Below are 20139 nucleotides of genomic sequence, written 5' to 3'. Positions count from 1 at the left end.
GCGCGTCCATCCGTCAGGGAAGCCATGTCCAGCATCACCGACCTCGTCGACCGCGTGGAGCGCCTGCTGGTGCGCCACGAGGAATTGAAGCGCACGAACACACTGCTCGAGCAGCAGGTGCAGGCGCTCACGCTGGAGCGCGACAGCCTGCGTTCGCGCCTGGCCGCGGCGCGCGGGCGCATCGACGCGCTGCTCGACCGCCTGCCGGTGGAGGCGGCCGATCTCCTCGAAGGCAGCGACGGATCCGAGGCCACCGACTCTCGAAAGACGGGCGCATGAAGCAAATGGAAGTCACGATCATGGGCCAGAGCTACCTGCTCGGCTGCCCCGAAGGCGGCGAGGCCGCGCTGCAGAAGGCGGTCGCCCGGGTCGACAAGGAAATGTGCGCGATCCGCGATGCGGGCCGCATCAAGGCGCGTGAGCGCATCGCGGTGCTGGCGGCGCTGAACCTGGCCTATTCGCTGACCGAAGTCGGCGCCTCGCCCGCGGCTGGCGATGCCGCCGAGGCAGGCGCTGGCGACAGCGGTACGAGTGCCGGACAGCTGCCTGCACCGGATCTTGAAACGCTGATGAAGCGGCTCGATGAAGCCCTGGTGCAAGACGGGCAACTGCTGTGATCGCCGCGGCTCGCCGCGTAGAATCCGCTCCGTCCACTGCGTTCGCGTGAGTTTTATATTTCCTTGAACCGATGCTCTCGCGAGCAAGGGCTTGGAACATTACCTGGCTGGTGTGAGCGTCTCGCGTCAGATGAACCCGAAGCCATGTTGACCTCGCCCACCTGTACCCCTAGGGTTCAGGAATGCGGCTCACGGCTCGCCGTGGACACCTCTTCCCGAAACCGCGCCTGACCGCTCAGAGCGCGGTTTTTTCATGGTCGACGGCCGGCGCCGCGGCGCCGCCGATCTCGCGGGGTTTCACCTTGAGCACTGCCCAGCCCTCCCAGCCCACCGGCGACGCGCCGCAGTACTGGCTGATGAAGTCCGAGCCGGACGAGGCCTCGATCGATCACCTGCAGGCCGCCGGCGAGTTGCCCTGGACCGGCGTGCGCAACTACCAGGCGCGCAACTTCATGCGCGATCAGATGCGCATCGGCGACGGGGTGCTGTTCTATCACTCGTCCTGTCCGGAGCCGGGCATCGCCGGCTTCGCCGAGGTCAGCAGCACCGCCTATCCGGACGCCACGCAATTCGATCCGGCCAGCCCCTACTTCGACCCGAAGTCCAAGCCTGAAGCGCCCCGCTGGTCGCATGTGGACGTGCGCTTCGTGCGCAAGACGCGGCTGCTGAGCCTGGCGGAGATGAAGCGCGATCCGGTGTTGTCGCAGATGCGCACGCTGCAGCCGGGCAACCGCTTGTCGATCACGCCGGTCACGGCGGCGGAGTGGCGGCACCTCCAGGCCCTGCTCGCCTGAGCGGCGGGCGACGGGGCGGGCGCGGCGGGCCCTCAGCCCATGCCGAACGGGATCGACGCCAGCACGACCTGGTTGCCGCCGCGGCGCTGGGCTTCCTTGACCGCCATCTCGGCGGCGCCCAGCAGCTCCTCCTGGCGCGACGCGGTATGCGGGAAGCTCGCGACGCCCATCGACAGGGACAGTCCGATGTCCTGCCCATGCAGCACGACGATCTGCGCATGGCACTGGCGGCGCAGCTGTTCCATGCGCGCATGCGCCGTTGCCAGGCCCACGCCCGACAGCAGCACCGCGAACAGGTCGTCGCCGATGCGGCAGGCCGCGTCCATCGCGCGGGTGTTGGCGCGCAGCATGCGCCCCAGGCCCTCGAGCAGGCGCTGGCGCGCCTCCTCGCCCAGTCCGGCCTCGGCCGTGACCGGATCCAGCGCGATCAGCACCAGCGTGAATTCGCGGTGCTCGCGCGTCGAGAGATCGATCTCGCGCAGCAACTGGTCGTCGAACTGCGCGCGCATGTAGAGCCCCGACACCTCGTCGCGGCCGCTGCCCTGCTGCAGCTCGCGGCGCATCTGCTCGAGCGACTTCTGCTGCTGCTCGAGCTGCTGCAGCGCGCGCTGCAGATGCGTTTCGCGATGGCGTTCCTCGGTCTTGTCGCTCCACAAGGCCATCACGTGCTCCTGGCCCAGCGGGAAGCGCATGACCATGAACTCGCGGCGGCGGCCGCCGATCTCGAGGCGGTGCTCGGAACTCACGACGCCGCGCTGGGCCAGCGTGGCCTGCTCGGAGCGGCGCATCGCCTGGACTTCGTCGCCGCGCATCAGGTCGGCGTCGGTCGCGCCGACGATGCCGGCCTCGATCCGGCCGAACAGTTCGCCCATGGCCGGGCTCGCGAAGACGTAGCGACCGGTGGCCATCGACTTCACGGTCAGGCAGGCGCCGGTCGGTTCCAGCAGGCCGAGCAGGCCGGCCGCGACATGTGCCTGGGGCGTTCCCGACGACGCCAGCCAGGCATCGAAGCTGGCGGGCGCGGGCGTCGCGGCGGCGTTTAATTCCATGGGTCGGGCCGGGCCGGGGATTCCCCTGGCGGTCGAATGGTGGTGGATCGAATGTAGATGGGTGCCGGTCGCCCGGGCAAGTGCCGACCACGATCGCGGGGGCTCTCTCCCCCTAAGCTTGGGGTCAGGCATCCTAGCGTGCCGCGAGAGAGGGCCACGGCGATGCACTTCCCCCAGCGCGCCGACGCGAAGCGCGCGCGGCGGCAGCGCGTGAAAAAGTCACGCCCGGGATGAAGCCAGCGGCGCGGGACGTGATGAGCGCGGGGCCCGCCGCATCGCGCTCGCGGGCGTCCGGGCACGTCGACCCGCTTCAATTTGGCGGACCGTCAAAAATGAGGCTAGAATCCGCGTTTTGCTGGCAAACCCTGCGCGTCGATTCGGAAGTGGAATCCGGATACTCCGCTTCGAAGGCAAGCCCTTCCTCGCGAACACCGAGCGCTATTTGAAGGAATTTCATGACCACCATTCGCGTCAAAGAAAACGAGCCGTTCGACGTGGCCCTGCGCCGCTTCAAGCGCACCATCGAGAAGCTGGGCCTGCTCACCGAGCTGCGCGCCCGCGAGTTCTACGAGAAGCCGACCGCCGAGCGCAAGCGCAAGAAGGCTGCCGCCGTGAAGCGCCACTACAAGCGCGTGCGCAGCATGCAGCTGCCCAAGAAGCTGTACTGATCGAAGGATCGGACCGCTTCGGCACCGGGGACCCTCGCTGAGCGCTCCCCACTGCCCGAACAGCACAGAAAGCCCGCGCAGGACGCTGCCGCGGGCTTTTTTGTCTCCGCGCCGCACCGGCCCGCGACGGCCGATGATCTCCGCGAGACCGAGAAACGCATTTCGAGAGAGAAGCAAGGAGCCCTCATGAGCCTGAAGGAACAGATCACCGAAGACATGAAGACGGCGATGCGCGCCAAGGACAGCGAGCGCCTGGGCACGATCCGCCTGCTGCTGGCCGCCGTGAAGCAGAAGGAAGTGGACGAGCGCGTGACGGTGGACGACGTGATGCTGGTGGGCATCGTCGACAAGCTGATCAAGCAGCGCAAGGACTCGATCAGCCAGTTCACCGCCGCCGGCCGGCAGGACCTGGCCGACAAGGAAACCGCCGAGCTGAAGGTGCTGGAGGTCTACCTGCCGCAGCGCCTGAGCGAGGCCGAGATCAAGGCCGAGGTCGCCGCGATCGTGGCCGAACTGGGCGCCAAGGGCCCGGCCGACATGGGCAAGGTGATGGGCGCCGTGAAGGGCAAGCTCGCGGGCAAGGCCGACATGGGCCTGGTCTCGGCCGCGGTGAAGGCCGCACTGGCGGGCTGAGCCCCTCCCTCCCCGGCCCGCTTCCGATTCAACGACAGGAGCCTCCATGGAACTGACCGTCCAACAACTGACGCCCGATTTCTGCGTCGCGCCGCAGCTGACGCCGGACACGATGGCCGCGCTGGCCGCGGCCGGCTTCAAGTCGGTGATCAACAACCGCCCGGATTTCGAAGGCGGCCCGGACCAGCCCACCAGCGAGCAGGTCCGCGTCGCGGCCGAGGCGGCGGGCCTGGTCTATCACCACCTGCCGGTGCAGGGGGGCTACCAGTCGCCGGAGGAGATCGCCGCGATGCGCGCGCTGCTCGACGAGGCGCCCAAGCCGGTGCTGGCGTTCTGCCGCTCCGGCGCGCGCTCGACCCGGCTCTTCGCCTCCGCGATGCAGCTCGACGCCTGACGCGTCCCGACCACCGCGCCCCCAAGGGCGCAGCAGGCCCTGGTCCCCGACCGGGGCCTTCTTTTTTCTGCCTTCCGCTTTCCTCAGGGCTTTCCCGGAACAGCGTACGAAATCAGGTCGCCGTCAGCGCTCGCTGGCTACAGTCCGCGTCTACGACAAGAAGCGAGCCCTCCCCCGTCGCGGGCTCACATGGAGACCTGGATTCCTCGATGAACGCCCTGCTTGCTTTCGCCAAGGGCATCGACTGGCTGACGGACCGGTTCGGCACGCTTGCCGCCTGGGCCGTCCTGCTGTCGTGCTTGATCAGCGCCGCCAATGCGGTGATTCGCTACGGCCTGGACATCAGCTCCAACGCCTTCCTCGAGATCCAGTGGTACCTGTTCGCCGTCTGCGTGATGGGCGGCGCGGCGCAGGTGCTGCGCCTGAACGAGCATGTGCGGGTCGACATCCTCTACGCGCGCTGGCGCGGCCACGGCAAGGTCTACATCGACCTGTTCGGCCTGATCGTCTTCCTGATCCCGGTGATGGCCTACGCGGGCTGGCTGTCCTGGGACTTCTTCCTGGGCAAGCTCATGACCGGCATGCGGCCGGACGACACGATCGCGACGCTCGGCCTGGGCGGCTACCTGCACAAGCTGTTCACCAGCGGTGAGGTGTCGGGCAACGCGGGCGGCCTGATCCGCTGGCCGGCCGCGCTGACCTTGCCGGTCGGCTTCGGGCTGGTGTTCCTGCAAGGACTTTCGGAGGTGATCAAGCGCCTGGGTTACCTGGCCCATCTCGTCGAGATGGACACCCACTACGAGAGGCCGCTGCAATGATCACGATGGAGCAGTTCCCCCCGCTGATGTTCGCGGGGCTGATCATCATCATGCTGATCGGCTTCCCCGTGGCCTTCTCGCTGGCCGCCCTGGGCCTGGCCTGCGGGTTCTTCGCGGTGAGCCAGGGCTGGTTCCCGCCGGAGTTCATGACGGCGCTGCCGCAGAACGTCTTCGGCATCCTGTCCAACGACCTGCTGCTGGCGATCCCGTTCTTCACCCTGATGGGTGCGCTGCTGGAGAAATGCGGCCTGGCCGAGGACATGCTCGATTCGATGGGCCAGCTCTTCGGCCCGGTGCGCGGCGGGCTGGGCTACTCGGTCATCATCGTGGGCTTCATCCTGGGCGCGATCACCGGCACGGTGGCCGGCCAGGTGATCGCGATGGCGATGATCTCGCTGCCGGTGATGATGCGCTACGGCTACAACATGCGCTACGCGACCGGGGTGCTGGCGGCGTCGGGAACGATCACGCAGCTGGTGCCGCCCTCGCTGGTGCTGGTGGTGCTGGCGGACCAGCTCGGCAAGCCGGTGGGCGACATGTACAAGGGCGCCTGGGGCCCGTCGATCCTGCAGGTGCTGATCTTCGCGCTCTACACCTTCGCGCTGTCGCGGCTCAAGCCGGAGCACGTGCCCGGCGTGCCCAAGGAAGCGCGCACGCTGGACGGCTGGGCGCTGTGGAAGAAATGCCTGCGCGGCATCATCCCGTCGGCGGTGCTGATCTTCGCGGTGCTGGGCTCGATGGGCGGCCTGCCCGGCATCAACACGGCGATCTGCACGCCGACCGAGGCCGGCGCGATGGGCGCGGTGGGCGCCTTCATCCTGGCGGCGTCGCACCGGCGCCTGAACTGGCCGGTGGTCCGCGAAGCCATGATCGGCACGATGCGCATCACCGCGATGGTGGTGTTCATCCTGATCGGCTCGCGCACCTTCTCGCTGGTGTTCCAGGGCGTGGAAGGCGGCAAGTGGATCGAGCACATGCTGACCAGCCTGCCAGGCGGTCAGATCGGGTTCCTGATCGTGGTGAACCTGTTCATCTTCTTCCTGGCGTTCTTCCTGGACTTCTTCGAGATCGCCTTCATCATCCTGCCGCTGCTGGGTCCGGTCGCCGACAAGATGGGCATCGACCTGGTGTGGTTCGGCGTGATGCTGTGCGTGAACATGCAGACCAGCTTCATGCATCCGCCCTTTGGCTTCGCGCTGTTCTACCTGCGGGGCATCTCGGATTCGCTTTTCAAGACCGGCGCGCTGCCGCGGCGGGTGCTCTCGAGCGACATCTACCTGGGCTCCATCCCCTGGGTGGTGATGCAGTTGATCCTGGTGGCGATCGTCATCTTCTTCCCGGTGACGGTGACCGCCTTCCTGGACAAGGCCGAGGCGGTCGACATGGACAAGGCCACCGAGATGCTGCAGGGCATCGATGCCGGGCAGGCGGAACGCGTCGATCCGAATGCGGACACGAATGCGCTGTTCGGATTGCCGCCGGAAGCGGCGTCGGCGGCCTCCGCGCCAGGCGACCCGGCCTCGGCGCCGGCGTCCGAAGCCGAGGACCCGATGGAGGCCGTGCGGCGCTCGCTGGAAGAGAAGAAATAGCGGCGCCAGCCTCAGCGCGTGGACGGCGGCATGTTCGAGGCCTCCTTGATGCGCTGCCACGCATCCTTCACGGCGGGCTTGGCGCGCGCCCAGTCGAGCGACGACCCCTTGCGCTGCTCGCCCCAGTCGCGATGCAGTTCGGCCTCGAAATCGTCGAAGTCACGGTCCGGATAACGCGCGAACGCATCGACGCCGTAGGCATACGCCGGGCCGAAGTCGTCATGGGTGTCGCCTTGCTCGATGTACGGCCGCTTGGCGTAGTTGTCGCGCCAGTAGGCGGCCTCCTGCTCGCGGTCGTAGGCGTGGTCTCGTCGTTCGTCGAAGTCGGGCATGAGGAACTCCTGCGGTCTGGATGACCGTGGACGGCAAGTCCCATGCCCTGCCCGCTTCCCGCTGGCGGGCCGGCGCCGACGCCGGCCCGGCCCTCACTGCGACGAGACCATCTTGAGCCCGACGATGCCCACGGCAATCAGCCCGATGCAGGCCAGCCGGGCCGGCGAGGCGGATTCGCCCAGCAGCACGATGCCCGCGATCGCGGTGCCGACCGCGCCGATGCCGGTCCAGATCGCATAAGCCGTACCGACCGGCAGGTGCTTCAGCGCCCAACCCAGCAGCACCACGCTGGTCACCATCGCCAGCACGGTGCCCACCGTCGGCCACGGCCGGGTGAAGCCCTCCGTGTACTTCAGGCCGACCGCCCATCCGATCTCGAACAGCCCCGCCAGGAACAGCACACCCCACACCATGTCGAACTCCTTGTTGAGGGCCTCGGCGCGTTGAGCTTGGCCGCCCCTGCGCCGAGGCCTTGATTCACGATGGGACGAACTGTATGTTCGCCATCCTGATAGTTGAAGTCAGCATCCATCAGCCCGGCTGACAGATCAACCTCTCAACCTCTCCCAAGGATCGCCATGGCCTTCGACCTGGACAATCTCCGCGTCTTCCTCGCCGCGATCGACCACGGCTCGTTCTCCGCCGCCGCCCGTGCGCTGGGCCGGGTGCCGTCGGCGGTGAGCATGACGATCGCCCACCTGGAGGCCGAACTCGACCTGCCGCTCTTCGACCGCGCCGGCCGCGAACCCGTCCCCACGCCTCAGGCGCTCGCGCTGGTCCCGCAGGCGCGCCGGCTGGCCGAGCAGTTCGGCCAGCTCAACCGGCACGCGCTGTCCATGACGCAAGGCCTGGAGCCGTCGCTGGTGATCGCGGTCGCGCCTGAACTGGTCGCGGCGACGCCGTGGAGCGACGCGCTGACGACCTTGTCGACCGAGTTCCCGCTGCTGGAGATCGAGGTGCTGACCGCGCCGCAGGCGGATGCGCTGGCGATGCTGAAATCCGGGCGCGCCCAGTTGGCGCTGGTGTTCGAGCGCCAGGGCCTGGACCCGTCCGAGCAGTTCCAGGAAGTGGCCCGTGAGACGCTGGTCGCCGTCGTCGCCGCCTCGCATCCGATGCTCGCGCGCGAGCCCTCGGCGCTGCGCGACGAGCACCTGATCGCCGAGCGCCAGATCCTGGTCGCTGGCCGCGATGCCTGCGACGTCGACAAGCGGATCTCGGTCTCGCGGGTGCAGTGGCGCACCGACAGCCCGGTCGCGGCGCTGCGCATGGTGTCGGCCGGGCTGGGCTGGGCCTGGTTGCCGTCCGGTTTCGTGCGCGCGGCGCTGGCCTCGGGCGAGCTGGCCCAGATTCCCGCCGGCAACTTCACCACCGCGCTGCAGCTTTACGTCGACGTGGTGTGGACGCAGGCCCGGCCCCTGGGCTTGGCGGCGCGGCGCTTCGTCGAGTTGCTAAACGGCCGCTCAGGCTGCTCGGGCGCGATCGCGAGCGACCGCGCCGCGCCGGCAGTATCTGCCGCGGCCTTCAGCGCCTTCAGCGATAACGCTCCGGATCTGGCGAGTCGGTCGGCTGCGCCACCACGCGCCGGAAAGCGGCGTTCATCGGCAGCTTCAGGTTGATGCCGGAGGGCGGCAGCGGGGACTCGAACCAGCGTCTGTAGATCGTGTGGATCTCGCCGCTGCGGTACAGGCCGACCAGCACGTCGTCGACCATGGTCTTGAACATCGGATCGTCGCGGTTCAGCCCGATCGCGTAGGGCTCGACCGTGAGCGCCCGATCGGAGATCACGTAGTCGTCGGGCGAGACCGCCGACCCCTGCTGCGCCAGCAGGCTGCGGATGATGACGTCGTCCATCATGAAGGCGTCGGCGCGGCCACTGCGCAGCAGCTGGAAGGCGTCCGGATCGTCCAGCCCCGCGACGATGCGGATGCCCAGCCCCAGTTGCTCGTTGACCTTGGCCAGGTGCTGGATGCTGGTCGTGCCGATGGTGCTCACCACCGGCCGGCCGCGCAGGTCGGACAGGCTCTGCACCTTCTCGCCATGGCGCGTCATCAGCTTGGTCTCGGCCACGAAGATCGTCACCGAGAAGGCTTGGCTGCGCGCCCGCTCCGCGGTGTTGGTGGTGATGCCGCACTCCATGTCCAGCGTGCCGTTGCTGACCATCGGCATGCGCGTCGCCGAGCCCACCGCCACGCGCCGCACCTCCAGGTCAGGCAGCTTCAGCCGCGTGCGCAGCGAGGCGATCACGCGCTCGCACAGTTCGACGGAATAGCCGGTGGGACGCAGCTGCGCGTCGAGGTAGGAGAACGGCGCCGATGCCGGCCGGTAGCCCAGGACGATGACGCCGGTCTCGCGGATGCGGGCCAGCGTCGGCCCCTCGGGCGGCTGCGCCGGACGCACCACCGGCGCCGGCTTGGCGGCCGCCGCCTGCGCGAACGGCGCGGCCCCGCCCAGGCCAAGGCTCAAGGTCAAACCCAGGACCGCGCCGAAACACCGCCCGCGCATCCGCGCGACAGCCTGCCCAGCGCGCACCAGGCGCGTCGTGAAAGAGGCTCGCCACGCCGCGCCCATGCTCAGTCCTCGCGGTCCTCGCCGCGGCGGGACGAGGCCTCGCCCTCCTGACCGAGCGCCTCCGCGTCCAGCCGTCGCAGCTCGTCCATCCGGGCGCCGATCTTGATCTCCAGGCCACGCGGCACCGGCTCGTAGAAGCGCTGGTCCTCGAGGCCGTCCGGCAGGTACTGCTCGCCGGCGACATAGGCGCCGGGGAAGTCATGCGCGTAGCGATAGGCCTTGCCGTAGCCCAGTTCCTTCATGAGCCGCGTCGGCGCATTGCGCAGATGCACCGGCACCGGCCGCGAACTGTCCTGCTTGATCAGTGCGCGCACCTGGTTGTAGGCGTTGTAGACGGCGTTGGACTTGGGTGCGATCGCCAGGTACACGACCGCCTGCGCCAGCGTCAGCTCGCCTTCGGGCGAACCCAGGCGCTCGTAGGTCTCGGCCGCATCCAGGCAGATCCGCAGCGCGCGCGGGTCGGCGTTGCCGATGTCCTCGCTGGCCATGCGGATCAGGCGGCGCGTGATGTAGCGCGCGTCGACGCCGCCATCGAGCATGCGCACCAGCCAGTACAGCGCCGCGTCGGGGTTGGAGCCGCGCACCGACTTGTGCAGCGCGGAGATCACGTCGTAGAACTGGTCGCCGCCCTTGTCGTAGCGCCGAAGCTGCTCGCCCAGGGTGCGCTCCAGCAGCGCCTCGTCGATCTCCGCCGTGTCCGCCGGTGTCAGCTGCGCGACCGTCTCCAGCGTGTTGAGCAGCCGCCGCGCGTCGCCGTCGGCATAACCGATCAGGCGCTGGGTGGCGGCCTCGCTGACCGGCGGCGCGCCCAGGGCCTCGCGCCCGCGCGCCAGCAGCTCGCGCATGTCCTGCTCGTCGAGCGACTTCAGCACATGCACCGTCGCGCGCGAGAGCAGCGCCGAATTGACCTCGAAGGACGGGTTCTCCGTCGTCGCGCCGATGAAGCTGAACAGGCCGGACTCGACATGCGGCAGGAAGGCATCCTGCTGCGCCTTGTTGAAGCGGTGGACCTCGTCAACGAACACGATCGTGCGCCGCCCCTGCCCGGCCGCGGCCAAGGCGCGCTCGACCGCCTCGCGGATGTCCTTGACGCCGCCCAGCACCGCCGAGATCGCGATGAACTGCGCGTCGAAGAACTGCGCCATCAGCCGCGCCAGCGTCGTCTTGCCGACGCCCGGCGGGCCCCACAGGATCATCGAATGCGGCCGGCCGCTCTCCAGCGCGACGCGCAGCGGCATGCCGGGCCCGAGCAGGTGGCGTTGGCCGACCACCTCGTCGAGCTGGCGCGGCCGCAGCCGCTCCGGCAGCGGCGCGTGCTTGCCCGGCGTCGCCATGGCCGGCGGCCCGCTGGGAACGGGATCGAACTCGTCCGGGAAGAGCGACGCGTTGCTCATCGGTGCAGGCTCGAAGCTCGGTCAGGGTTGGCGCGCGATGTCCGTACCCGGCGGCGGGGTGAAGCGGAAGCGCTCGGCCGACACCTTGGCATTGGGCTCCACCGCGCTGAACTGCATCACCGATTGCTGGCCGAAGCCGTCGACGATCTCCAGCGCCGACAGCTCGCGTCCCTTGAAGCCCAGCTTCAGGCTCTGCAAGCCGCTGTCGTTGCGCCGCGGCGTCGCCTGCACCCAGTCCAGCCCGTTGGCCGCCGGCAGCGCCTTCAGCGTGAAGTCCCGCGACAGGTCGCCCCCGGCGAGCAGCGCCACCGGCGTCGCGCCCAGCGCCTGGTCCATCTGCCGCACCGTGGCCTGCTGCAGGTCCGGGTCGTAGATCCAGACCTCCTTGCCGTCGGCCACGATCAGCTGCTCGGCCGGCTTCGCATAGGCGAAGCGGAACTGGTTCGGCCGCTGGAACTCGAAGGTGCCGGTGGTGGTCTTCTTGCGCTTGCCATCCGGCGCGGTGACCGTCTGCGTGAAGCTGGCGCGGCCACTCTTCACCTCGGTCACGAACTGCTGCAGCGCGCTCACGCCGTCGGCATGAGCCAGCGCGGCGGCCCCCAGCAGCGCCGCGCCCGCGACCGCGCGGGTCGCGCGAAGGCCGCGGAGGGACAGGGTACGGAGCGATTGAAGCGGGTGGAGCGGATGGACCATGGGAGGCTCGTCGACGATGGCGTGGATGCTTGAACGGAGCGGGAGGTGCGGGAGGTGCTGGAGGCGAGGAACGCGGCGGCCGGCGCCGTTCATTCGTCCCGCTTGGGCACGACGATGTCGCGGTTGCCGTTGGTGGCCATCGACGACACCAGGCCCGATTTCTCCATCTGCTCCAGCAAGCGGGCGGCCCGGTTGTAGCCGATGCGCAGGTGGCGTTGCACCAGCGAGATCGAGGCCCGCTTGTGCTGCAGCACCACGGCCACCGCCTGGTCGTACATCGGATCGGATTCGCCGTCGCCACCGGCGGCCAGGCCGGGCAGGCCATCGCCACCGCCGTCCCCGTCGAGCACGCCGCCTTCGAGGATGCCCTCGATGTAGTTCGGCTCGCCGCCCTGCTCCTTCAGGTAGTCGACGACGCGATGCACCTCGTCATCGCTGACGAACGCGCCGTGCACCCGCACCGGCAGCCCGGTGCCCGACGCCATGTAGAGCATGTCGCCCATGCCCAGCAGCGCTTCGGCGCCCATCTGGTCGAGGATGGTGCGCGAGTCGATCTTGCTCGAGACCTGGAAGGACAGGCGGGTCGGGATGTTGGCCTTGATCAGGCCGGTGATCACGTCCACCGACGGGCGCTGCGTCGCCAGGATCAGGTGGATGCCGGCCGCACGGGCCTTCTGGGCCAGGCGCGCGATCAGTTCCTCGATCTTCTTGCCGACCACCATCATGAGGTCGGCCAGTTCGTCGATCACGACGACGATGTGCGGCAACCGGTCCAGCGGTTCCGGCTCTTCGGGCGTCAGGCTGAACGGGTTGGGGATCTTCTCCTCGCGCTCGGCCGCGTCGGCGATCTTCTTGTTGTAGCCGGCCAGGTTGCGCACGCCCATCTTGGACATGAGCTTGTAGCGCCGCTCCATCTCGTTGACGCACCAGTTCAGCGCGTTGCCGGCCTGCTTCATGTCGGTCACGACCGGCGCCAGCAGGTGGGGGATGCCCTCGTAGACGCTCATTTCCAGCATCTTGGGGTCGATCAGGATCAGGCGGACGTCGCGCGCCTCGGCCTTGTAGAGCAGCGACAGGATCATCGCGTTGATGCCCACCGACTTGCCCGAACCGGTCGTGCCCGCGACCAGGCAGTGCGGCATCTTCGCCAGGTCGGCCACGACCGGCATGCCGACGATGTCCTTGCCCAGGCCCATCGTCAGCGGCGACGCTGCGTCGGCATAGACCTGCGAGCCGAGGATCTCCGACAGCCGGATCGTCTGGCGCCGCGCGTTGGGCAGCTCCAGCGCCATGTAGTTCTTGCCGGGGATGGTCTCGACCACGCGGATCGACACCAGGCTCAGTGAGCGCGCCAGGTCCTTGGCCAGGCCCAGGATCTGCGCGCCCTTCACGCCAGTGGCCGGCTCGATCTCGTAGCGCGTGATCACCGGCCCGGGCGAGGCGGCCACCACCCGCACCTCGACGCCGAAGTCCTTCAACTTCTTCTCGATCATGCGGCTGGTCATCTCCAGCGACTCGGGCGTGACGGTCTCGATGCGCGGCGGCGGCGCATCCAGCAGGTCGACCTGCGGCAGCTTGGCGTCGGCCGGATCGGTGAACAGCGTCTGCTGACGCTCCTTGATCACGCGCGTGGACTTGGGCACCTCGACCACCGGCGGCTCGATGACGATCGGGATGTGGTGCTCCTCCTCGACCAGCCGCTCGACCTCGACGATGGCCTCGCGCTCGCGCTTGGCTTCCTTGCCGACGCGCTTGTCCTCGGCGATCTCGCGGCGGACCTCGCGCTTCTCGATCAGGCGTTCGATCGAGGCGCCGATCTGCTCGGACAGCTTGAGCCAGGAGAATTTCAGCGCCAGCGACACGCCGGCCACCAGCGCGGCGATCCACACGACGCCCGAACCGGCGAAGCCCAGCAGCTTCATGCTGGCCGGCCCCAGCAGGTAACCCAGGACGCCGCCGGCATGGCCCGGCAGGTGCGACTCCCAGCCGTACAGGCGCGTCCACTCGAGCGCGCAACTCGCCGCCAGCAGCAGCGCCAGGCCGCCGATCGCCGGCAGGCGTTCCTTCAGCGTGGGGAGCGGGCTGCCGTCGGCGCGCAGCAGGCGGGCCAGGCCGCTCAGCCAGGCGCGCAGCGACACCAGCATCAGCCACCAGCAGGAGTAGCCGAAGCCGAAGAGCATCAGGTCGGAGATCCAGGCGCCCAGCGATCCGACGCGGTTGTGCGTCGGCCCGGCGGTGCCGGCGGTGCTGAAGGCGGCGTCGGCGCGGTCATGGCTGACCATCGCGAGCAAGACCAGGCACCAGACCAGCGCGCCGACCAGCAGCCACAGCGGCGTGCGCAGCGGGCTGGGCGGCGTGGGCGCCACCGCGGCAGCGGCGGCGGCCTTCTTGGACTTGCGCGCCGGCGCGGGGCGCTCGGGCGACGTGGCGGCGTCGTCACCACCGCCCAGCAGGGAACCAGGAAAACTCATCCCGCGATTGTGACGCAAGCGCCCCGCATCCCGGACGCGGGGTCACATGCCATGGTGAAGAAACGTTGACGCCTCAATCGTGCTGCAGGCGTTCCTTGATGACCACCGAGCCGTTCTCGAGCGTCTCGATCACGCCCTTGTCCTCGAGGTCCTTCATGACGCGGCTGACCATCTCGCGCGACGCGCCGACGACCTTGGCCATGTCCTGGCGCGACACCTTGCCGCGGATGATCTTCACGCCCTTCTCTTCCTCCGCCATGTCCAGCAGCGTGCGGGCGACGCGGCCGTAGACGTCGAGCAGCGCGAGCGACTCGATCTGCCGGTCCGCGTTGCGCAGGCGCGCGACCAGGCCGCGCAGGATGCCGTAGGCCAGGCTCGACGGCTCGGGCAGGCCACGCGCGAAATCGGCGCGGCCCAGCACCAGCATGTCGGTCTGCACTTCGGCTCTGACGGTGGCCGAGTGCGGCTCGTTGTCGATGAGGCTCATCTCGCCGACATAGTCGCCGGGCTGAAGCACCGCGAGGATCACCTCGCGGCCTCTGCTGTCGGCGGTCAGGACGCGGGCCCGACCGTTCAGCAGGATGAAGAGCGCGTTGGATTTGGTGCCCTGCTCGACGATCAACTCGCCGCGTTTGAAGCGCCGCTTGACGACGCTGTCCGCGATGGACTGGGCCTGGTCGGCGGTCAGCAGGGAGAACAAGGGAACCCTGCGGATCAGATCCAAGTTGGACAACATGGCCATGAAGGGATGCCTCCTGTCGGGGGTTAGGGTCAATCGTGGTTGTCAGGATGGCAGAGGGACCCGCCACCTAGAATGGATGCATTGTGCCAATTTGTTCACGGCTGTTCATAGGGTCAACGCTGTAACGGCCGTAGGCTATTGACCCTTGCGTCCGCTGTGCGCATCCCCAATTGCCTGTCATGAGCCAAAACACCCGACACGCCCAACTGCTGATCCTCGGCTCCGGCCCCGCCGGCTACACCGCCGCCCTGTATGCGGCCCGCGCCAACCTCAAGCCGCTGCTGGTCACCGGCATGGCGCAAGGGGGTCAGTTGATGACCACCACCGAGGTCGACAACTGGCCCGCCGACGTGATGGGCGTGCAAGGTCCCGAGCTGATGCAGCGCTTCCAGCAGCATGCCGAGCGCTTCCAGACCGAGATCGTCTTCGACCACATCAACAGCGTCGACTTCTCCAAGCGCCCCTTCACGCTGACCGGCGACAGCGCCGTCTACACCGCCGACACGGTGATCCTGGCTACTGGCGCCTCGGCGCAGTACCTGGGCCTGCCGTCCGAGGAGTCCTTCATGGGCCGCGGCGTCAGCGCCTGCGCGACCTGCGACGGCTTCTTCTATCGCGAGCAGGAGGTCTGCGTGGTCGGCGGCGGCAACACCGCGGTCGAGGAAGCGCTGTACCTGTCCAACATCGCCAGCAAGGTCCACCTGATCCACCGCCGCGACAAGTTCCGCGCCGAGCCCATCCTGGTCGACAAGCTGATGGACAAGGTCCAGGCCGGCAAGATCGAGCTGCACCTGTTCCACACGCTGGACGAGGTGCTGGGCGACGCCAGCGGCGTCACCGGCGTGCGCATCAAGAGCACGCAGGACGGCGCGACCACCGACGTCAAGCTGCAGGGCTGCTTCATCGCCATCGGCCACAAGCCCAACACCGACATCTTCGCCGGCCAGATCGAGATGAAGGATGGCTACATCCGCACGAAGAGCGGCCTGGAGGGCTTCGCCACGATGACCAGTGTGCCTGGCGTCTTCGCCGCTGGCGACGTGCAGGATCACGTCTACCGCCAGGCCATCACCAGCGCCGGCACCGGCTGCATGGCCGCACTCGACGCCCAGCGCTTCCTGGAGCAGGAAGCCCGCTGAGCACCGCGAGTCCGCGCGCCATTCAGGCGACACCCGCATTCCAGCCGGCCCGCTCTTTCGCGGGCCGGTCTGTTTCTGCTACACTCGCCGTTTTCCTGCGCCGACAACCTGTGAAGGATCTCGACGCGGGGAAGATGGGAAACCGCCACCCTATGGCGAGGTGAGGCCGCCGCCCGCGATCCGACAGCAAGGTCGGGACGATTGGGACGGTCGCCGGATGACAAGTATCGGAGTGTCCTCATGGCACGCGTCTGCGAAGTCACGGGCAAGAAGCCCATGGTCGGGAACAACGTTTCCCACGCCAACAACAAAACCAAGCGCCGGTTCCTGCCGAACCTGCAATACCGCCGTTTCTGGGTCGAAAGCGAAAACCGCTGGGTCCGTCTGCGCATCAGCAACGCCGCGCTGCGTCTGATCGACAAGAAGGGCATCGACGCCGTGCTGGCCGACCTGCGTGCCCGCGGTCAAGCCTAATCACTGAACCAGGAGCGACACCATGGCATCCAAAGGCGGACGCGAAAAGATCAAGCTGGAATCCACTGCCGGCACCGGTCATTTCTACACCACGAACAAGAACAAGAAGACCACGCCCGAAAAGCTGGAATTCATGAAGTTCGACCCCAAAGCGCGCAAGCACGTGCTGTACAAGGAAACCAAGCTGAAGTGATTCAGCTCGCGAGGGCTGCGACAGCACCGCCCTCACCTTGAAGAAAACCCGCCAATCGGCGGGTTTTTTCATTCTGGAGCGCGGGCGACGCGCCGCCCAACTGAGCCGTCCCGCGCCGCTCAGGGCGTCACGCGCGCCAAGCGGTCCTTGCCCAGCAGATCCTTGGCCATCCAGTCGTCGATCATCTTCTTCTCATAGCGCAGCGGCTCGGAGTCGAAGTAGCGGTTGCTTGCGTTCTGGTAGTCCATGTCCTTGATGTCCGCCTTGCCGGACTTCAGGACCTTGCCGTTCTCGCTGAGCGTGTAGGTGAAGCTCATCCGGGGAATGGTGACAGTGCGCAGCACCCGCAGGCGGTCGACGCGGGCCGCCGGCTCCAATTCCCCGGCTAGGTCGATGTCGGTCACTTCAATCTTCAGTTGCTTGCCCGGCAATTCGCGGGCGGCCAGCGCCTTGAAGTGATCCTCCAGTTGCTTCATTGCCGTGGTGCGATCCACGTAGTTGAAGCCGATGTCCGAAAAATTCTCCGGCTTGATGAAGCTCACCTCCGCCTGCGCCTGGGCCACCGACGCCATCGCCCCAAAACTCAGGGTCATCAGGCTGACCAGCGCGATGCGCTTGAACGGGATTGCGGCAATCATGTCAGTCTCCTTGTGTGAGGGTCCCAACAAATTATGGGCGCCCCAATGAAAAAAGGCGCCCGGTAAGGGCGCCCTTTGCATTCCTTCATCCGTCGACAGCCATCACCAAGACGGCCTCACCGCGGGCGACACGCGTGCCAGTCGATCAGGCGCGCACTGCGCGCAGCCCCATCGCGAAGGCCTTGAGTTCCGCGATACCGCTTTCCTCGGCCTTGCGGCACCACGCCTGGAGGTCATGCACCAGCTGCTCGGCCGACACGTTCGTGCGAGTCCACAGCTGACGCAGTTCCTCGCGCATGGTCACCAGCTTGTCCAGCACCGGGCTGGCGGCGCGAGCCCCATCCAACTGCGCCTGGAAGACCGCCGGGATCTTCTCGGCGTCACGATGCAGCCAGCGCTTGGCCAGCTTGAACTGGTGGAACTTGACACTGTGCTGCTCGCCCGCTGCCTTGAGCTTGGCCAGCTCGTCCTTGCAGGCGCCGCGCAGGCCGCGGGCATAACGCGCCATCACCTCGTAGCGATTGGCGATGATGGCTTCCAGCGTGTCCTTGTCCGCGACGGCCTTGATCTCGCCCGTCTTCATCTGCGGCGCGGTCTTGCGGACCTTCGCCCAACCGATCATCTCCATCGCGCGGATGTAGCCCCAGCCGATGTCGAATTCGAACGGCTTGACCGAGAACTTGGCCGACGTCGGATAGGTGTGGTGGTTGTTGTGCAACTCCTCGCCACCAATGATCAGGCCCCACGGGGAGACATTGGTCGACGCGTCGGTCGCCTCGAAATTGCGGTAACCCCAGTAGTGGCCGGCGCCGTTGATCACGCCGGCGGCCCAGAACGGGATCCAGACCATCTGGACGGCCCAGACCGCCAGACCGGCCACACCGAACAGCGCCAAGTCGATGATCATCATCAGGGACACGCCCCAGACCGAGCGCCCGCTGTAGACATGGCGCTCCATCCAGTCGTCCGGCACACCATGGCTGAACTTCTTGATGGTTTCTTCGTTCTTGGCCTCGGTGCGGTACAGCTCGGCGCCTCGGGTCATCACGGTCTTGATGCCACGGGTGACCGGGCTGTGGGGGTCTTCCTCGGTCTCGCACTTGGCGTGGTGCTTGCGGTGGATCGCCACCCACTCGCGGGTGACCATGCCTGTGGTCAGCCACAGCCAGAAGCGGAAGAAGTGGGAGGGGATCGGCCCCAGGTCGAGCGCGCGGTGCGCCTGGGCGCGGTGCAGGAAGATCGTCACCCCGGCGATGGTGATGTGCGTCACCACCAGCGTGAAGACCACGATCTGCCACCAGCTGGCGCCGGTGAAGCCGTCGATCATCCAGTTGAGGACGGCATCGTGCACAGACATCAATACGTTCATTCGGTCCTAACCCTGCTCGCGAGGAGCCAGTTGTCCACAGGAAGCCACGATTGTAGGCGAGGCCCTCTAGAAATCGCCCAAATCAGACCGGCTTTCCCGCCTGCTTTTGACGCACCAGGGTTGGAATGGCCTGACATCGTGATCCATCGAACGAACCCCGCAGGCCCTCGAACGCCGGCGATCCGGTTCGCAGCGTGGCCCGCGAGGTGATCAGTTCGTTATAAGAATTACACGGCACCAGCCGGACCTGTCCGCCTTACTTCTTGCGTTCCCAGACGGCCGCGAAGAAACCGTCGCTGTGATGGCGGTGAGGCCACAGGCGCAGGTAGCCGTTGTCGGACAGCGCCATGGCCTGCTCGGCGTTGACCTGCGCATGGGCCAGAACCTCCTGGGCCGGCTGCAGCGTGAAATCGGGATGGGCTTCGGAGAAGACCCGGGCGACCGCCTCGTTCTCGGCATCCAGCAGCGAACAGGTCGCATAGACCAGTCGGCCGCCCGGCTTCAGCAGGCGGGCGGCGCTGTTCAGGATCGCCACCTGCTTGTCATGCAGTTCCTTGACGCTGTCGGGCGACTGGCGCCACTTCAGGTCGGGATTGCGGCGCAAGGTCCCCAGGCCCGAACACGGCGCGTCGACCAGCACCCGGTCGATCTTGCCGGCCAGGCGCTTGATCCGGTCGTCGCGCTCATTGCTGATCTGGACTGGATAGACGTTGGACAGCCCGCTGCGCGCCAGCCGCGGCTTGAGCTTGTCCAGCCGGTGCCCGGACACGTCGAACGCATACAGCCGGCCGGTGTTGCGCATCGCGGCGCCCAGCGCGAGTGTCTTGCCGCCGGCGCCGGCGCAGAAGTCGACCACCATCTCGCCCCGCTTGGCCTCGGTCAGCAGCGACAGCAACTGGCTGCCCTCGTCCTGGACCTCGACCTGGCCGCTGGTGAAGACGTCCAGCTTCTGCAGCGCGGGCTTGCCGTCCAGGCGCAGGCCCCAGGGCGAATACGGCGTCGGCGTCGAATTGAAGCCCTTCTCCTTCAGCGCCGCCTGCACCTCCTCGCGCTTGGCCTTGAGCAGGTTCACGCGCAGGTCCAGCGGCGCGGCGGTGTTGACGGCGTCGGCCAGCTGCCAGAACTGCTCGTCGCCCAGGCGCGCCTTCAGCGGCTCGACCAGCCAGTCGGGCAGGTTGTGACGCAGCTTCTCGGGCAGCTTGGCGCGGTCGATGGACCCCACCTGCTTGAGCCACTGCTGCTCCTCGTCCTTGAGCGCGCCGCGCAGGAACGCTTCGTTGCCGGCCCAGGCGAGGATCGCCAGGCGCCGCGCCATCGGACCGCGGCCGGACTGGGCCAGGTGCTGCAGCAGCGGGCGCTGGCGCAGCACGGCGTAGGCGGTTTCGGCGATGGTGTGGCGCTCGCGCTGGCCGAGGGCCTTGTTGGCGCGGAAGAAGTCGGAGACCAGAGCGTCGGCCGGCTTGTCGAACAGCAGCAGGCTGTCCACCAGTTCGGCGCAGAGTTCAAGAAGGGCATTAGGATGCATCGCCGGATTATCCCCGAGCCTTCCCGCATGAGCGACGC

At 67.7% G+C, this 20139-nt stretch carries 23 protein-coding genes; 12 read left to right on the top strand and 11 right to left on the bottom strand.

Features of this window, described 5'->3' with window-relative positions; translation table 11 throughout:
- Positions 1 to 24: 24 nt before the first annotated feature.
- The 3 genes from zapB to BM393_RS07885 all read left to right on the top strand — a co-directional run bounded on the left by zapB (position 25) and on the right by BM393_RS07885 (position 1411).
- Positions 25 to 279, top strand: a complete 255-nt coding sequence (gene zapB / locus BM393_RS07895; protein ID WP_091724257.1) for a cell division protein ZapB — start codon at positions 25 to 27, stop codon at positions 277 to 279.
- Complete coding sequence (locus tag BM393_RS07890) at positions 276 to 617, top strand: cell division protein ZapA (RefSeq protein WP_091724256.1); 342 nt, start codon at positions 276 to 278, stop codon at positions 615 to 617. Before zapB ends, BM393_RS07890 begins: the two co-directional genes overlap by 4 nt.
- A 356-nt stretch (positions 618 to 973) precedes the next feature.
- On the top strand, positions 974 to 1411 hold the full coding sequence (locus BM393_RS07885) for an EVE domain-containing protein (RefSeq protein ID WP_091725196.1): 438 nt from the start codon (positions 974 to 976) through the stop codon (positions 1409 to 1411).
- Positions 1412 to 1443: 32 nt separating this feature from the next.
- Here the strand turns inward: BM393_RS07885 and BM393_RS07880 are convergent, their stop codons facing one another.
- Complete coding sequence (locus BM393_RS07880) at positions 1444 to 2460, bottom strand: GGDEF domain-containing protein (protein WP_091724255.1); 1017 nt, start codon at positions 2458 to 2460, stop codon at positions 1444 to 1446.
- Positions 2461 to 2915: 455 nt separating this feature from the next.
- Between BM393_RS07880 and rpsU the strand changes: the two genes are divergently transcribed.
- The 5 genes from rpsU to BM393_RS07855 all read left to right on the top strand — a co-directional run bounded on the left by rpsU (position 2916) and on the right by BM393_RS07855 (position 6562).
- Positions 2916 to 3128 (top strand): 30S ribosomal protein S21, encoded by a 213-nt coding sequence (rpsU, locus tag BM393_RS07875; protein ID WP_012346814.1) that lies wholly within the window; start codon positions 2916 to 2918, stop codon positions 3126 to 3128.
- A gap of 186 nt (positions 3129 to 3314) precedes the next feature.
- Complete coding sequence (locus BM393_RS07870) at positions 3315 to 3761, top strand: GatB/YqeY domain-containing protein (protein ID WP_091724254.1); 447 nt, start codon at positions 3315 to 3317, stop codon at positions 3759 to 3761.
- Positions 3762 to 3807: 46 nt separating this feature from the next.
- On the top strand, positions 3808 to 4155 hold the full coding sequence (locus tag BM393_RS07865) for a TIGR01244 family sulfur transferase (RefSeq protein WP_091724253.1): 348 nt from the start codon (positions 3808 to 3810) through the stop codon (positions 4153 to 4155).
- Between the two features lie 209 nt (positions 4156 to 4364).
- A complete protein-coding gene (locus tag BM393_RS07860; RefSeq protein WP_091724252.1) occupies positions 4365 to 4973 on the top strand; it encodes a TRAP transporter small permease subunit in 609 nt (202 codons plus the stop codon).
- Positions 4973 to 6562, top strand: coding sequence for a TRAP transporter large permease subunit (locus BM393_RS07855; protein ID WP_091725193.1), 1590 nt, complete (start codon positions 4973 to 4975; stop codon positions 6560 to 6562). Before BM393_RS07860 ends, BM393_RS07855 begins: the two co-directional genes overlap by 1 nt.
- An 11-nt stretch (positions 6563 to 6573) precedes the next feature.
- Here BM393_RS07855 and BM393_RS07850 read toward each other — a convergent pair whose 3' ends face one another.
- Complete coding sequence (locus BM393_RS07850) at positions 6574 to 6894, bottom strand: hypothetical protein (RefSeq protein WP_091724251.1); 321 nt, start codon at positions 6892 to 6894, stop codon at positions 6574 to 6576.
- A gap of 93 nt (positions 6895 to 6987) precedes the next feature.
- Positions 6988 to 7308 (bottom strand): quaternary ammonium compound efflux SMR transporter SugE, encoded by a 321-nt coding sequence (gene sugE / locus BM393_RS07845; RefSeq protein ID WP_091724250.1) that lies wholly within the window; start codon positions 7306 to 7308, stop codon positions 6988 to 6990.
- Between the two features lie 165 nt (positions 7309 to 7473).
- On the opposite strand from sugE, the gene BM393_RS07840 reads away from it, so the two are divergent.
- Entirely contained in the window at positions 7474 to 8511 is a 1038-nt protein-coding gene (locus BM393_RS07840; protein WP_091724249.1) for a LysR family transcriptional regulator, read from the top strand.
- Here the strand turns inward: BM393_RS07840 and BM393_RS07835 are convergent.
- From BM393_RS07835 to BM393_RS07815, 5 genes are all read right to left on the bottom strand, one after another.
- Complete coding sequence (locus tag BM393_RS07835; protein ID WP_175538222.1) at positions 8426 to 9358, bottom strand: amino acid ABC transporter substrate-binding protein; 933 nt, start codon at positions 9356 to 9358, stop codon at positions 8426 to 8428. The two genes, BM393_RS07840 and BM393_RS07835, sit on opposite strands and share 86 nt — an antisense overlap.
- A gap of 107 nt (positions 9359 to 9465) precedes the next feature.
- A complete protein-coding gene (locus tag BM393_RS07830) occupies positions 9466 to 10797 on the bottom strand; it encodes a replication-associated recombination protein A (protein ID WP_091725191.1) in 1332 nt (443 codons plus the stop codon).
- 81 nt (positions 10798 to 10878) lie between these two features.
- A complete protein-coding gene (gene lolA, locus BM393_RS07825; RefSeq protein WP_091724247.1) occupies positions 10879 to 11550 on the bottom strand; it encodes an outer membrane lipoprotein chaperone LolA in 672 nt (223 codons plus the stop codon).
- Positions 11551 to 11639: 89 nt separating this feature from the next.
- Positions 11640 to 14021, bottom strand: coding sequence for a DNA translocase FtsK (locus BM393_RS07820; RefSeq protein ID WP_091724246.1), 2382 nt, complete (start codon positions 14019 to 14021; stop codon positions 11640 to 11642).
- 73 nt (positions 14022 to 14094) lie between these two features.
- The gene (locus BM393_RS07815; RefSeq protein WP_067067043.1) at positions 14095 to 14763 is read right to left on the bottom strand and encodes a Crp/Fnr family transcriptional regulator; all 669 of its coding nucleotides are present in this window, start codon (positions 14761 to 14763) and stop codon (positions 14095 to 14097) included.
- Positions 14764 to 14942: 179 nt separating this feature from the next.
- Here BM393_RS07815 and trxB point away from each other — a divergent pair, with 179 nt between their 5' ends.
- The 3 genes from trxB (at position 14943) to rpmG (ending at position 16569) form a co-directional block, all read left to right on the top strand.
- Positions 14943 to 15902, top strand: a complete 960-nt coding sequence (gene trxB, locus BM393_RS07810; protein WP_091724245.1) for a thioredoxin-disulfide reductase — start codon at positions 14943 to 14945, stop codon at positions 15900 to 15902.
- A 240-nt stretch (positions 15903 to 16142) separates the two neighbouring features.
- A complete protein-coding gene (gene rpmB, locus BM393_RS07805) occupies positions 16143 to 16376 on the top strand; it encodes a 50S ribosomal protein L28 (protein WP_022979438.1) in 234 nt (77 codons plus the stop codon).
- A gap of 22 nt (positions 16377 to 16398) precedes the next feature.
- Positions 16399 to 16569, top strand: a complete 171-nt coding sequence (rpmG, locus tag BM393_RS07800; protein ID WP_058934741.1) for a 50S ribosomal protein L33 — start codon at positions 16399 to 16401, stop codon at positions 16567 to 16569.
- Positions 16570 to 16688: 119 nt separating this feature from the next.
- Here rpmG and BM393_RS07795 read toward each other — a convergent pair whose 3' ends face one another.
- The 3 genes from BM393_RS07795 to BM393_RS07785 form a co-directional block, all read right to left on the bottom strand.
- Positions 16689 to 17207: a DUF3016 domain-containing protein gene (locus BM393_RS07795; protein ID WP_175538221.1), complete on the bottom strand. Its 519-nt coding sequence runs from the start codon at positions 17205 to 17207 to the stop codon at positions 16689 to 16691.
- Between the two features lie 145 nt (positions 17208 to 17352).
- A complete protein-coding gene (locus BM393_RS07790) occupies positions 17353 to 18564 on the bottom strand; it encodes a fatty acid desaturase (RefSeq protein ID WP_254783270.1) in 1212 nt (403 codons plus the stop codon).
- Positions 18565 to 18832: 268 nt separating this feature from the next.
- Entirely contained in the window at positions 18833 to 20101 is a 1269-nt protein-coding gene (locus BM393_RS07785) for an RsmB/NOP family class I SAM-dependent RNA methyltransferase (protein ID WP_091724242.1), read from the bottom strand.
- Positions 20102 to 20139 lie beyond the last annotated feature (38 nt).

The organism is Mitsuaria sp. PDC51, assembly GCF_900113225.1.
Lineage (GTDB): Bacteria > Pseudomonadota > Gammaproteobacteria > Burkholderiales > Burkholderiaceae_C > Roseateles.
The sequence above is the reverse complement of the archived record's forward strand: the minus strand, read 5'-3'. Positions and strand labels throughout refer to the sequence as shown.